The 14,181-nt window shown below is 49.1% G+C and carries 13 protein-coding genes and 1 tRNA gene; 6 read left to right on the top strand and 8 right to left on the bottom strand.

The window, feature by feature from the left end:
• Positions 1–5 precede the first annotated feature (5 nt).
• From clpX to ABIK47_01160, 4 genes are all read right to left on the bottom strand, one after another.
• Entirely contained in the window at positions 6–1,256 is a 1,251-nt protein-coding gene (clpX, locus tag ABIK47_01175) for an ATP-dependent Clp protease ATP-binding subunit ClpX (protein ID MEO0019239.1), read from the bottom strand.
• Positions 1,253–1,876, bottom strand: a complete 624-nt coding sequence (gene clpP, locus ABIK47_01170; protein ID MEO0019238.1) for an ATP-dependent Clp endopeptidase proteolytic subunit ClpP — start codon at positions 1,874–1,876, stop codon at positions 1,253–1,255. The genes clpX and clpP overlap by 4 nt, the downstream gene beginning before the upstream one ends.
• A 4-nt stretch (positions 1,877–1,880) precedes the next feature.
• Positions 1,881–3,098, bottom strand: coding sequence for a trigger factor (gene tig, locus ABIK47_01165; GenBank protein MEO0019237.1), 1,218 nt, complete (start codon positions 3,096–3,098; stop codon positions 1,881–1,883).
• A gap of 33 nt (positions 3,099–3,131) precedes the next feature.
• A tRNA-Leu gene (locus tag ABIK47_01160) sits at positions 3,132–3,214 on the bottom strand.
• Between the two features lie 335 nt (positions 3,215–3,549).
• Here ABIK47_01160 and ABIK47_01155 point away from each other — a divergent pair.
• Genes ABIK47_01155 through mce form a run of 6 tightly spaced genes read left to right on the top strand, consistent with a single transcriptional unit; the run spans position 3,550 to position 9,913 of the window.
• Positions 3,550–4,206: an isochorismatase family cysteine hydrolase gene (locus tag ABIK47_01155; protein ID MEO0019236.1), complete on the top strand. Its 657-nt coding sequence runs from the start codon at positions 3,550–3,552 to the stop codon at positions 4,204–4,206.
• Between the two features lie 59 nt (positions 4,207–4,265).
• Positions 4,266–5,393 carry a DNA methyltransferase gene (locus ABIK47_01150; GenBank protein MEO0019235.1) on the top strand — a complete coding sequence of 376 codons (1,128 nt, stop codon included), beginning with the start codon at positions 4,266–4,268 and terminating at the stop codon, positions 5,391–5,393.
• An 11-nt stretch (positions 5,394–5,404) separates the two neighbouring features.
• A complete protein-coding gene (locus tag ABIK47_01145) occupies positions 5,405–6,238 on the top strand; it encodes a hypothetical protein (GenBank protein MEO0019234.1) in 834 nt (277 codons plus the stop codon).
• 28 nt (positions 6,239–6,266) lie between these two features.
• Positions 6,267–7,820, top strand: a complete 1,554-nt coding sequence (locus tag ABIK47_01140) for an acyl-CoA carboxylase subunit beta (GenBank protein ID MEO0019233.1) — start codon at positions 6,267–6,269, stop codon at positions 7,818–7,820.
• Between the two features lie 3 nt (positions 7,821–7,823).
• Positions 7,824–9,488, top strand: a complete 1,665-nt coding sequence (locus tag ABIK47_01135; GenBank protein ID MEO0019232.1) for a methylmalonyl-CoA mutase family protein — start codon at positions 7,824–7,826, stop codon at positions 9,486–9,488.
• Positions 9,489–9,499: 11 nt separating this feature from the next.
• A complete protein-coding gene (gene mce, locus ABIK47_01130; GenBank protein MEO0019231.1) occupies positions 9,500–9,913 on the top strand; it encodes a methylmalonyl-CoA epimerase in 414 nt (137 codons plus the stop codon).
• Here the strand turns inward: mce and era are convergent.
• The 4 genes from era to ABIK47_01110 are packed head-to-tail and all read right to left on the bottom strand — an operon-like array spanning position 9,904 to position 13,757.
• Positions 9,904–10,779, bottom strand: a complete 876-nt coding sequence (era, locus tag ABIK47_01125; protein MEO0019230.1) for a GTPase Era — start codon at positions 10,777–10,779, stop codon at positions 9,904–9,906. The two genes, mce and era, sit on opposite strands and share 10 nt — an antisense overlap.
• Position 10,780: 1 nt before the next feature.
• Complete coding sequence (locus ABIK47_01120) at positions 10,781–11,734, bottom strand: acetyl-CoA carboxylase carboxyltransferase subunit alpha (protein MEO0019229.1); 954 nt, start codon at positions 11,732–11,734, stop codon at positions 10,781–10,783.
• 5 nt (positions 11,735–11,739) lie between these two features.
• Positions 11,740–12,639 carry a PorV/PorQ family protein gene (locus tag ABIK47_01115; GenBank protein MEO0019228.1) on the bottom strand — a complete coding sequence of 300 codons (900 nt, stop codon included), beginning with the start codon at positions 12,637–12,639 and terminating at the stop codon, positions 11,740–11,742.
• Entirely contained in the window at positions 12,636–13,757 is a 1,122-nt protein-coding gene (locus ABIK47_01110; protein MEO0019227.1) for a hypothetical protein, read from the bottom strand. The genes ABIK47_01115 and ABIK47_01110 overlap by 4 nt, the downstream gene beginning before the upstream one ends.
• Between the last annotated feature and the right edge of the window lie 424 nt (positions 13,758–14,181).

Raw genomic sequence — 14,181 nt, 5'->3', positions numbered from 1 at the left:
CGGGGCTATTGCGCCCTGCGTGCTTGGAGCCGCTCGTAGATGTAAACGGGCGGCTTTTTTTCTATGACGACCTCGGGGGTGATGATGCATTCGGAGACATTTTCTCTGGTGGGGAGTTCAAACATAATGTCAAGCATCGTCTCTTCAAGGACAGCCCGTAACCCCCGGGCACCAGTGCCGAGGGCAAGGGCACGGTCGGCAACCGCGGCAAGCGCCTCAGGTGTGAAGGTCAGTTTCACCCCCTCAAGTTCAAAGTAGTAGGAGTACTGTTTCAAGAGGGCGTTGCGGGGTTTGGTGAGGATGTCAATCAAGGCGGTGCGGGAAAGGCTGTGGAGTGGGGCAATCACCGGCAGGCGACCGATGAACTCCGGGATCATGCCAAAGCGGATTAAATCGTCTGGCTGAACAAGTTGTAGCAGTTCATCGGTGTTCATGCCTTTACTCTTGCCGATGTGAGCGGCAAATCCCAGAGCGCTGGCGTGCACCCGTCTTTCTATTATTTTTTCCAGTCCGTCAAATGTGCCTCCACAGATAAAGAGGATGTTTTTGGTGTTTATCGGTATGAACTGCTGCTCCGGATGCTTTCTGCCCCCTTGGGGAGGGACATTGGCAATCGTACCTTCAAGGATTTTGAGGAGCGCCTGCTGAACACCCTCGCCGGAGACATCACGGGTGATTGAGGGGGAGTCGGACTTTCTGCCAATCTTGTCGATTTCGTCGATATAGACAATGCCAATTTCTGCCCGGCGGATGTTACCCTGTGCCGCCTGGAGCAGGCGCAGGAGGATGTTCTCCACATCCTCACCAACATAGCCGGCTTCGGTTAACGGGGTGGCATCGGCGATGGCAAATGGGACCTTCAGGCACTGAGCCAGGGTTTCGGCAATTAAGGTCTTGCCCACACCGGTTGGTCCAATCAGGAGGATGTTACTTTTATCAAGAGGAGGTGCGGTGCGCGGGGCGGTGATGCGCTTGTAGTGGTTGTAAACCGCAACCGCAATCACCTTTTTCGCATACTCCTGACCGATGACGAACTCATCAAGGAAGGCTTTGATATCGGGCGGTTTGGGGATCTCCTTGAGGGGTTCAATTACCTCATTTTGCTCTTCAAATAGGGTGAGGGCAAGACGGGCACATTGCTTGCAAATCATGCCGTGTCTGCCCCTGACCAGGCGGTTATGGATGGTCTCAGGTGTGCCGCAGAATGAGCACAAATCGGGTAGTTTTGGCTTTGCCTGCCGGCGATGGGAGCTCATTTCCTTTTTTCAATCACCTCGTCAATAAGACCGTAACTTTTTGCCTCCTGCGCGGACATAAAGAAGTTGCGGTCAGAGTCGCGCAGGATTTTTTCCACGGGCTGACCGGTGTGTTTGGCAAGGATTTCAGCAAGCAGTTCCTTTGCCCGCACCAGTTCCCGGGCGTGGATCTCAATGTCGGTTGCCTGACCGCTGAGTCCGTAAGCCGCAGGCTGGTGAATCATCATCCGGGAACGGGGCAGGGCAAACCGCTTGCCCTTTTCACCGGCAGCCAATAGGAGCGCAGCGATTGATGCCGCCTCACCAACGCAGATGGTGGAAACCTTGGGACGGATGTACTGCATCGTGTCGTAGATTGCCAGTCCGGAAGAGACCACACCACCAGGCGAGTTGATGTAAAGGAAGATGTCCTTTTCCGGGTCTTCAGCCTCAAGGTATAGTAACTGGGCAACAACCAGGTTGGCGACCGTGTCATCAACCGGTTGTCCTAAGAAGATGATTCTTTCCTTTAACAGCCGGGAGTAGATGTCATAGGCTCTCTCACCCCGACCGGTCTGTTCAATTACCATTGGTACTAACACTGGGACCTCCTCTGGTTCTTTGTTTGCCTCTCTTGTCATACTGTTAGCCCTTAATCTCCGCCTTGTCAATTATCAGTTGCAGGACCTTTTTCTGCAGGGTGTGGAAGCGGTATGAGGAGTTGTCAAGGAGAGGGGCGATTTCCTCAGGCCGGCGCCCGCTGGTGCGCGCCAGTTCCTGAATCTGGTTTTCAATCTCATCATCGGTAACGGTGATGTTTTCCTTCTGGGCGATGCGCAGCGCAATGCAGTCAAACCGGGCAGACTTTGTGGCAACCGGCAACAGTTTTTCCCTGGTCTCGGCAGAGTCGGGCAGGTTGAACTCGGTCAATAGGCGCTTGAGGTGGGCTTCTATCCAGGACTGGGGCGGTTCAAAATCATAACTCTTGGTCAAATGTTCAATCACCTGCCGGCGCAAATCATCCTGAATCTCTTCGTCACGCTCGGTAAGGATTTCCTCGTTGATCGCCTTGCGCAGGGCATCAAGGTTTTCATAACCCAAATCCTGGGCAAACTCCTCATTGATTTCGGGCAGGATTCTTTCCCTGACCGCGCGCACGGTTATTGAATAGTTGATGGTCCTGCCGGCAAGGGATTTGTCCGGATGGTCAGGGGGGAAGGTGATGGCGGCTGAGCGTTCATCGCCGGGTTTAACATTGAGGAGCGCCTCGTTTATCTGGGGATGGTTGCCTTCAGCACCCACCTGGAGGGTGACATTCTTCTTTGGTCCAGCAACAACCTTTTCACCTTCGTGCAGGACATAGTCAACCACCACAAAGTCGCCATTCTGGGCAGGGCGCGTAACCGGCTTATAAAGGGCACAGCGCTCCTGAAGTGCCTTGAGCCGCTTTTCAAACTCCTCGTCAAAACCGGTGGGCGAAAGGCGCTTGAGTTCAAGACCGGTATAGGGCTTCAGTTCAAATTCAGGCACCACTTCAATCGCTGCCCGGAAACGAACGGTCTTGTCCGGCGCAACATCCAAATCCTCAATCTTGACCTTGGATGCGGGTTTTACACCGTTTTTTTCCAGCGCCTCATCCAGCGCCTCTTCAATCAGCTCTTCAACCGCAGCCGACTCCAGTGCACCTCCGAGCCGCCTTTCAAGAATTGATTTTGGAACCCGACCGCGGCGAAAGCCTGGAACCTGCGCCTTGTCCTTGTATTCATCAAGGAGCGCCTCCATCTTTGCCTTCAGGCGCTCGGGCTCAATTTCCACCTCAAATTCACGCAGCCAATCCTTGGGCGATTTTACCGCAATCTCCAAATCCTGCTCCTTTTATCTATGATGCAACATCTCTGCGAGGAGGGGGAGTTGAACCCCCATCCCTTTCGGGACCAGATCCTAAGTCTGGCGCGTCTGCCAAGTTCCGCCATCCTCGCAATCATTTTATCAGCCTACAAAGGTAATTTTAGAGGAGGATAGAAAAAAGTCAATCCTAACCGCCATTCCTTGTTAGCGCTGATTGCCTGTATCGATAGGCGAAGATAAAGTATACATAAAAATATACTAAATACATTGGGTAAAAATGGGCTATCCTACGCAATTTCATAACTTAGCCAGATTCCATTTTTACTTAGGGGGTCACTCCCCCGGTGGTTTTGGTTGTTGATTTTCGTCCAACCTTTTCTTTGGGATTGAATTTGGGAAAATTGACAGGTTCAAGGTTTTGGTGTAGTTGTATGACAATGGTCAAACGAAAGAAGGGAGAGGTTTTATGGATTTATATGTAACGCAAGATAATTTAAAGGAGAAGGCGCAAGAGTGGCTTGGGAAGATTGCGCCATTCAATCAGCACGAGATGAAACTTAATAAGGAGAGGTCGGCACTCCTTGTTATTGATATGCAGAAATTCTTTCTTGACCCTTCATCGCCAACATTTACCTCTGGTGGAATGGCGATTGTGCCGAACCTGAAAATGTTGATCAGAGAGTTTCGCCAAGCCAATCGTCCGGTTATTTACACCTGCCATGTGCACCATCCGGAAGGGATAGATGCTGGGATTATGAAGTGGTGGTGGCAGGGGATGTGCATTGAAGGGACGCCGGAAAGCAGGGTGATTGATGAGATTGCACCTTTGCAAGATGAGAAGATAGTTTACAAGCATCGCTATTCCGCATTCTACAACACCGATTTGGAGACGGTTCTGCGCTGTCTGAAGATTGAGGATTTGGTAATAACCGGGATAATGACCAATATGTGCTGTGAATCAACTGCGCGTGATGCCTATTATCGGGACTATAGGGTCTTTTTTCTTGCTGATGGCACCGGGACAATCAACGAGGAGATGCATCTGGCGAGCCTCTTGAACCTTGCCTTTGGCTTTGCCTTTGTAACAACCGCAGAATGGATAATGGCACAGATGAGCAGATGAATTACTTTATTTGACACAAGTAAGGGTTGTTTTTAGTATCTAATAGATACCAAAGAAAGATGAGTAAGATTACTCTCCAATTGCCCATAGAAAGCCCCAAGGAAATTTCTCATTCTAAAGTTATATTGAATAAGGAAAAATTTATTGAGGTTTTAAGCGAAATTATCACTCTGAATGACCTGGGGTCCATAAAAAATAAAATGGTTCGGTTGAAGAATATTGTTAGAGATTGTCAGAATGACCGAGATGGTATATTAAATATAGATGAAAACGGAGGCACAGTATCTTTGCGCAGAGATGTGCTGATTTCTGAATTAGATCAGGTCCTTAAGTCCAAGACAGCGGAACGAGCCAAGTATTATACAAAGAGGTTATTGGAGGGGGTTCAGAAAGTAAAGACAGGGAAAATTAATGATATAAATCTTTCAAGATGGAAAGAATACAATGAGATTATCACCGACAGCCTTTGGGTTTTAGACAAACGAGACACTTCTGGCGCCCATATAGGCTGGTATTGGGGGAATTTCATACCCCAGATTCCACGCCAGATGATGTTAAGATACACAAAGAAAGATGACTGGGTTTTGGATACATTTGTTGGTAGTGGGACGACATTAATTGAGTGTCGCAGATTAGGCAGGAACGGAATTGGTATTGAGTTAAACCAAGAGGTTGCCGATAGGGCAAGGGAATTAATTCAGAAAGAGCCCAATGTTTACAATGTAGTAAGCGAGGTAGTTGTTGGCGATAGCCGAAAAATAAATCTTCAGGAAATACTTGCACGATATAACATAAAGCAGGTGCAATTGCTGATTATGCATCCACCATATCATGACATAATTAAGTTTTCAAAAGATAAAAACGACCTGTCAAATGCAAGAAATACCGAAGAATTTTTGGAGATGTTTGGTGAAGTAATTGATAATGCGACACCATATTTAGAGAAAGGAAGATATTTTGCCTTAGTCATCGGGGATAAATACTCCCAAGGTGCGTGGGTTCCTTTAGGATTTTATTGTATGAATGAGGCTTTGAGAAGAAGTTATATGTTAAAAAGCATAATTGTGAAAAATTTTGAGGAAACAAGAGGAAAGAGAAATCAGAAAGAACTATGGCGATATAGAGCATTGGTTGGTGGATTTTATGTTTTTAAGCATGAATATATTATGCTATTTAAGAAAAAATAGGAGACAAAATTATGCCATTATTAAGTCAAAAAGAGGTTTTGAAGTTGAAGTTAAGTTGCATTCCGCTCATACAATTAAAAACACTTGCATTAAATTTGGGTATTTCTAACACTGGTTCTGCAGCGGAGATTGTTAAGAGGATTTTAGAAAAGCACATAAATGAAAAAGTAATTGATGAATTTATAAAACTAAAATATAGCGAGAGAATTCAGGAGCGGAGAGCGATTATTTCTGATGAAGACTTAAAGAAAGAATTGCTAAAAGTTCAAACATTTTCTTGGGGCGTGGTTCAGGGGCAATTAGACCAGAAAATACAAACTGAATATGTCCGCAGAATTGTGCGATATGAGGAGTTATTAGATAGTGTTCGTGCGCGTCTTCATCAGGATGTTACTAACTATGTAATCTGCACTTGGTTTAACCACTGGACCACAGTATTAATTGAGGAACACATAAGTACTCATAAAAAAATTATTCCCACCATCAAGAACATAAAGGGAGTTGATATTTTCTTTGATGGACAGCCATTTGATTTAAAGGTAACATATTTACCAAGAGAATACGAACCAGCAGAGGCGATAAGGAACCCGACGGATTTAGCGGTCTGGATGTATGAGCATCAAGGGGCACAGAGATTTGGAGCAGATAACAGGTTATTTGTAGTACTGTTAGATAAAGAGAACCCAGAAAAGAGCTGGGAGTTGAAGCGAAATTTTCCGCTTGTGTTCCGACAGATTGACGATTTCTTTGAAAGGGAGAAGGTTTCAGCAAAAGACGAGATTGTCTTCACATTTGGGAGAAAGACATATACTGCGGTTAGTAAGGTATTGCTGATAACAAAATGAAAGAAAGAATTTTAATTAGATAGATTTTATGTCCCATCTTGATGATGTGAGAAAGGAACTGGCGCGGCGGAATCAGGAGGCGCTTTTGGGCGGGGGAGAGGAGCGGATTAAGAAGCAGCATGAGGAGGGGAAACTGAGCGCGCGGGAGCGGCTGGAGATTCTCCTGGATAAGGGAAGTTTTGTTGAACTTGACCGGCTCCGGGTCCACGACTGCACCGATTTCGGGATGGAGAAGAAGAAGTTTTTTGGTGATGCGGTTGTTACCGGCTACGGCAAAATTAACGGCAGACCGGTGGCGGTTTTTTCCCAGGATTTTACCGTTTTTGGTGGCACGCTTTCTAAGGTTTTTGCCGAGAAGGTTTGCAAGATTATGGACTTGGCGATGAAGGTCGGGATGCCGGTAATAGGGTTGAACGATTCGGGTGGGGCAAGGATTCAGGAGGGGGTGGTGAGTCTGGGCGGTTATGCTGACATCTTTCTGCGCAATACCCTGGCTTCAGGTGTGATTCCGCAGATTTCGGCGATTATGGGTCCGTGCGCCGGTGGTGCGGTTTATTCGCCGGCACTGACCGATTTTATCTTTATGACTGAAAGGACAAGTTATATGTTCATCACCGGTCCTGAGGTAATCAAGGCGGTTACAAAGGAGGAGGTGACAAAGGAGAAGTTGGGTGGTGCGGATACGCACAATGCGGTTTCCGGGGTTGCCCATTTCAAGGACATTGATGATAAGGATTTGCTCTTGCGCATCAGGAGGTTGATGGGTTATCTGCCGCAGAATAATAGGGAGAGGCCGCCAAGGGTTGAGCCAAGGGATTTGCCGGAAAGGGATGTTGATGGGATTGAGGAGATTATGCCTGATGACCCGCGCAAGCCCTATGATATGCTGCAGGTGATTTTAAGGGTTGTTGATACCGGGAGTTTTTTTGAGGTGCAACAGCACTGGGCAAAGAATATCATCATCGGTTTTGCAAGGATGGACGGGCAGGTTGTTGGGATTGTGGCGAATCAGCCGAAGTTTCTTGCCGGTTGTCTTGATATTGACGCCTCGGTAAAGGGGGCAAGGTTTGTGCGGTTCTGCGATGCCTTTAATATCCCGATAGTTACCTTTGTGGATGTGCCCGGTTTTCTGCCCGGAACCGGTCAGGAGTATGGCGGCATCATCAGGCACGGTGCAAAACTACTCTATGCCTATTGCGAGGCAACGGTGCCGAAAGTGACGGTGATTACGCGCAAGGCTTATGGCGGTGCTTATGATGTGATGTCGTCAAAGCATATCCGGGGTGACTTTAACTTTGCCTGGCCAACAGCAGAGATTGCGGTGATGGGTTCAGAAGGGGCGGTGAATATCATCTTTCGCAAGGAGATTGCCGAGTCTTCTGACCCGGAGGGGACAAGGCGAAAACTGGTTTCTGAGTATGAGAAGAAGTTTGGCAATCCCTTTAAGGCGGCAGAATTGGGTTATGTGGATGAGGTGATTGAGTTCAAGGAGACGCGGAGAAAGATTATTCAGAGCCTGAGGATTTTAGAGAATAAGGTTTTGACCAATCCGTGGAAAAAGCACGGCTGCATTCCTTTGTAAAATATGGATGAGAAGGAAAGGTTAAGAGAGGAGATTGAGCGCTGGGAAAAGGAGACGGTTGAGCCGGCGCTGAAAAAAATGCCCGAGAGGAGCGATGAGTTCAAGACCGTTTCCGGAATCCCAGTTAAACGGGTTTATACACCGCTTGACCAGGAGGAGGGGAGTTATATTGAGAAAGTGGGTATGCCTGGAAATTTTCCCTTTACCCGCGGGGTGCAACCGACAATGTATCGCTCAAGGTTCTGGACAATGCGCCAGTATGCGGGCTTCGGTTCAGCAGAGGAGACCAACGCCCGCTACCACTATCTTTTAAAACAGGGTCAGACCGGGCTTTCAGTGGCTTTTGATTTACCAACGCAGATGGGTTATGACTCTGACAGCCCCTGGGCAAAGGGTGAGGTGGGCAAGGTTGGGGTTGCGATTTCCACATTAAAGGATATGGAAAGGCTTTTTGCAGGTATTCCTTTGGATAAGGTTTCCACATCAATGACAATAAATGCAACTGCGGCAATTGTCCTGGCGATGTATTGCGTTGTTGCGGAAAGACAAGGGGTGGAGTTTTCAAAACTGCAGGGCACGATTCAGAATGACATCCTGAAGGAGTATGTGGCAAGGGGAACATACATCTTTCCGCCAAGGGAGTCTTTGCGCCTGGTGACAGACATCATTGCCTGGTGCGCAAAGGAGGTGCCGAAGTGGAATACGATATCCATTTCTGGGTACCACATCCGCGAGGCAGGGGCGACCGCGGTTGAAGAGGTGGCGTTCACTTTGGCTAACGGGCTGGAGTATGTGCAGGCGGCTAAGGAGCGTGGGCTTGAGGTTGACAGATTTGCGCCGCGGCTTTCTTTCTTCTTTGCCGCGCATTCCAATATCCTTGAGGAGGTGGCAAAGTTCCGGGCGGCAAGAAGGCTCTGGGCAAAACTTTTGCGTGAGCGGTTCAATGCCGCTGATGACTCGTGCAAGTTGCGCTTTCACACCCAGACTGGTGGTGTCACCCTGACCGCGCAGCAGCCGGAGAATAACATTATCCGGGTGGCATATCAGGCTTTGGCAGCAGTTTTAGGCGGGACCCAGAGTCTGCATACCAATTCGCGGGATGAGGCGCTCTCATTGCCGACCGAGGAGTCAGTGACGATTGCCCTGCGCACCCAGCAGATTTTAGCATATGAAACCGGGATTGGTGATACCGTTGACCCGCTTGCAGGCTCCTATTTTGTTGAGAGCCTGACCGATGAGATTGAAAAAAGGGCGCGGGCGCTGATTGATGAGATTGAAAGACGGGGAGGTGCGGTGAAGGCGATTGAACAGGGGTTTGTTCAAGAAAGAATTGCGGAAAGCGCATATCGGTATCAGCAGGAGGTGGAAAAGGGAGAGCGGATAGTTGTCGGTGTTAACCGTTTTTGCGATGCGGCTGAGCCGAAGTTGAAACTTTTGAAGGTGGATGAAGGGCTGGCGAGCAGGCGCAAAGAAGAACTCAGCCATTATCGGGCAAATCGGGACAATGCTGCGGTTGAAAGGGTGCTATCGGCGGTGAAAGAGACTGCGAGAGGCGATAATAATATGATGCCAGTGATTGTTGAGGCGGTGCGCACGGGCGCAACCTTAGGGGAAATCAGCGATGCCTTAAGAAGCGTATTTGGTGAGTATGACCGGATAAGGGGATAGGAGGTTTTATTATGATTAAAAAGGTTGCTCATATTGCGATTGCCGTAAACAATATTGATGAAGCAGCAAATTTTTATGCCGAAAACCTTGGGTTGAAACTGGAGGGTAGGGAAACTGTTCCTCATCGGAGAGTCACGGTCGGTTTCATTCAGATTGGGGAGACAAAGATAGAGTTTGTTCAGCCGGATGCACCGGATGCACCGGTGGCGAAATTTTTATCCGAGCGCGGTCCCGGACTGCATCACATCTGTTTTGAGGTTGATGATATTGACGAAGAGTTTAGGCGGCTGAAGGCAGCGGGTGTGAAAATTGTTGACCCTGAACCGCAAAAAGGTGCCGGCGGCACAAAAGCCTTCTTTATCCACCCGAAATCAACCGGTGGGGTTTTGATTGAGTTAAGTCAGCCACCAAGGCATCAGCCGTAAACGGTTCTGCGGATAAAAGATTCGTTCTTACGCCAGTCCTTCGAAACTTTGACCCACAGTTCCAAGTAGACCGGTCTGGCTAAGAACTGTTCAATTGATTTCCGGGCAATTTCGCCCACCTTTTTAAGTGCTTTGCCTTCTTCACCAATTAGAATCGCCTTCTGTGATTCGCGTTCAACATAGATTACCGCCCGTATGTAGTCCTTTTTGCCCGGTCTTTCCTTGAACTCTTCAATTTCCACTGTGGTTGAGTAGGGAACCTCAGCACCATAGCGGTTAAAGATTGCCTCCCGGATGAGTTCGGCAACAAAGAAGCGCTCCGGGCGATCGGAAATTGTATTCAGCGGGTAAAACGGTGGTGCCTGGGGCAGGAGTTCAATTAGTCCATTTTTCAGGTCTTCAACGCCTTCACCGGTGAGGGCAGAAATCATAAATATCTTGTCAAAGCCTGCTTTTGCGCAGCGTTCGGCAATCGGGAGAAGATTTTTTTTCGGGATGGCATCAATCTTGTTAATGGCGATGGCCCCTTTTTCGGGTTCAAATATCATTAAGTCTTCGTATACAGGTTCAGTGGCGTCAATGAGAAGGAGGATGACATCGGCATCTGCAAGCGCCTTTTGAATCTCTTTTTTCATCATCTCCTGGAGCACATACTTGGGGTCAAGGATTCCGGGTGTGTCAAGGAGAAGCATCTGATAACCGTTGCCATTGAGGATGCCGAGGACGCGATGACGGGTTGTTTGGGGTTTGGGGGTGACGATGGCGAGGCGTTGACCTAAGAGGCGATTAAGGAGAGTGGATTTGCCGGCGTTTGGTCGTCCGATAATTGCCACATAACCGGCACGAAAGGATTCTTTCTCGGACACTTTAAGATTCCCCAAATACACCGATGCGATTGAATTTTGCTATCCGGCGGGCGACCAGTTCATCACCAGGCAGGGTATTTAAGACATAATAGTTGGCAAGGACCGCTTTTTTTAGAAGTCGTGCCGCCTCGTCCGGGTCCTGATGGGCGCCTCCAGGTGGTTCAGGGACAATTTCATCAATCACCCCGAGAGAAAGGAGGTCAGGGGCGGTGAGTTTCAAAACCCTTGCCGCCTCCTCAGCTTTTGACCCGTCACGCCAGAGGATGGCGGCGCAGCCTTCAGGAGAAATGACCGAATAGACCGCATTTTCCTGCATCAGAATGCGGTCACCAACCGCAATTGCCAGTGCACCACCAGAGCCACCTTCCCCGGTGACGACAACAATAATCGGTACCTCCAGGAGCGCCATCTCTCGCAGGTTGCGGGCGATTGCCTCTGCTTGGCCCCGTTCCTCAGCACCCACACCAGGATATGCCCCTGGTGTATCAACAAGTGATAGTATAGGGACATTGTAGCGAGCAGCCAGTTCCATAACCCGGAGGGCCTTGCGATAGCCTTCAGGATGTGGCATGCCGAAGTTACGCGCCAGTTTCTCTTTTGTATCCCTACCCTTCTGGTGACCGATAATTGCGAATGGGATGTCGTCAATCTTGCCCAGGCCGGCGACAATTGCTGGGTCATCGCCAAAGGTACGGTCACCATGCAGTTCAACGAATTCGGTAACCATCCTTTCAATATAGTCAAGGGTATAGGGGCGCCGAGGATGGCGGGCGAGTTGGACCCGCTGCCAAGGTGTGAGATTGGAGTAAAGTTTAACCTTCAGTTCTTCAATCTGCCTCTGGAGGCGTGCTATTTCCTGTTGGGCACCAATGGCGGTCACCTCTTCTAAACGGTCAAGGAGTTCCACCAACGGCTGCTCAAAATCGAGCCAGCCTGGAGAAGGGGCAGAGGGCATAAAGTTTAGTAGCCGAAACCGAGGGTGATGCGATGAGCCGAACCGAGGTTGAAGCCCAGTGGCGAGAACGCATAGTCAAGGTGGAAAAGTCCCCGGCTGATACCCAGACCGAAGTTGAGATTATTGGTTCTGTTTGTGAAGTTGTAACCGGCGCGGAAGGAGATTATATCTGCGAGGGTAAATTCGGTTCCAAGGGCGTAGTTAAGTTTCTTAGTGTAAAATAGGTAGGAGCAGTCAATAGCAAGGTTTATCAGATGGCTTCCCAGCGGCAGGTTGTAACCGGCGCCGATATTTGCCCGCGTCGGCAGCCAGAAGATTTCGTAGCTGTACGACATGGTTTTGCCAAAGTCAATAATAGCAGTACCAAGTGTCAGATTTTTGATTGGGTAGAACCGGCAGCCGATATCGCCACCAAACCCGGCGGCTTCACTCTGCATAATTTTGGAATAGAAGTAACGACCACTGATCCCGAAATCGGCAATAGGTGCCAGGCGTCGAGAAAGGTTGAGATAGCCGGTTAAGTCAAGGGGGAAAAATGTTCCCCGTGGTTCTGCGGTTGGTCTTTCATCACGATACTCAAATCTGCCGTTAGCAAAAGTAACAATACCTATTCCGAGGACAAAGTGGCGGAGGTCACGACAGGCAAAGACTGTTTGGTGATGGGTGTCAAGAAGCCACTTGGTATAACCGGCTTGGACCGAAAAGGGCGAAACTCCTGCGCTCGCTGCCGGATTAAAGGCAACCGCCTGGGGACCGAATCCAGTTGCAGTGCCGGTGCCTGCCATCGCTGCCTCGCGGGCGCTGACCGGGATTTGCAGCCAAGCGCAACCAACCTGGCGGGCACCTGATGCACCAGAGGACAGTAGGCAGAGGACAATAGGTAAAATAAATAGTTGCCGGTTCATTCTTCAATTATCTCAACATTAGCCCGAGGCAAAAGGATGCGTTCACCGGTTTCCAGTTCTACCTCGAGGACCCGCACCTTGGCTTCGGTCTCAATTGTCTGGAGTTCAATCGGCAGGGCGGTAACCTTGCCAATCTTGCCAAAGTGGGGCTGGCGGATGATGCGCACCGCCATACCTAAGGAGAGCCCACCTTCTGCCTGGGAAGGTTTTGCCTCCCCGCCAGTGCCGTCGCAAGGGACAATGACCTCTGGGCGGATGACACCCGCACGAATCTGGGTGGCGCCGTTTACCGATGCCATCTTGCCTTCAAGAGAGGCGAGCAGTTCAAAGGTCCTTTTCGCCATCCTCATTTTGCCAAAGCCTTCAGTGACGATTACTGTCAAGCCTTTTCTTTCTGAACCGGTGATGGCAACACCGATATCATAGCCCAAGAATTTTCTTAAGGTTGAATCCTCAATCCCGCCGCCGACAATCGCCCTGGCGCCAACCGCCCGCGCCTTTTCAATAACCTCATAGGTGATGAGTGCACCCGCAATCAAAACCTTGCCCTGGCAATCAGGGGTTATCCTTTCAGGGGTGACAACCTCCTCTGGCGAGGAGGCGATAAGTTTCAATACCCCGCGGGTCTCGCCACCCACTCCAAATATCCCTTGCACCAGGCTGACATCATTGGCGACGACCACCCCCTCCCGTTCAATAACCTCGTCAACTGTACCCTCAATATAGGCGTCAACCTGGACAGGTTGGGGTGGTTCGCGGAGAATAACCTGACCTGTTACTGGTGAGACACTTTCGATGGTGCCGGTTACTGGCGCGCGCACCTCGCTCTTGAACAGACCAAATAGACCTTTGGAACGGGCAATTACCTCATCCTTTTTTACTGGGTCGCCAACATTCTTAACCATAAGATTGGGGATGTCTTCGGGGGGGACACCTAAGAGTCCAGCAACATTTACCGTCTGCACATTTCCCGGAACTTGGGTGCGGGCAACAATATCATCTCCTTTTACTGACTGTCCCTTTTGGACAAGGGTCTCGCCGGGCAGGGGCAAACGCCGGACCTTACGGATGTGGGTCCGGCTGGTAACCTTCAAACCTGGTGTATATGCATGTGCCATACCGAATTATAATAGACAGAGAAAGTGAACTGTCAAGCAAACAAGGGTTAAATGATACTTTTGTACTAACAGCAAAAATCGGATGAGAACGCTTGAACCCAGGGATGGTCCCCTCCACCACTCCGGTATTAGGTTACTGGTGCGGTTTTAAGCCGAAAGCGGCGGTTTAAGTGGTTTAAGTCTATTGTTTTCCAATCTGGTCTGATGCGAAATAAAAATATCTGCCAAAACGGATAAATATTACAGGAGGGAATGGAGCCAGTTAAGGGTTGTTTGGAATTGTTTTAAAAAGGTAGCAGTTGCTCGGAACTTAAGCCTCTGGCGAAGCGGCCAGAAATAACACCCCTAAAAGAGATAGAAAATTAAAATTTTGATTTTATGATGCGATACAATAGGGAAAATATTTGTTAAGTATATGTAATTC

Source organism: candidate division WOR-3 bacterium (genome assembly GCA_039801245.1).
GTDB lineage: Bacteria > Hydrothermota > Tepidihabitantia > Tepidihabitantales > Tepidihabitantaceae > JAOABP01.
Note: the sequence above shows the minus strand (reverse complement) of the source record. Positions and strands in the feature narration are given on the sequence as shown.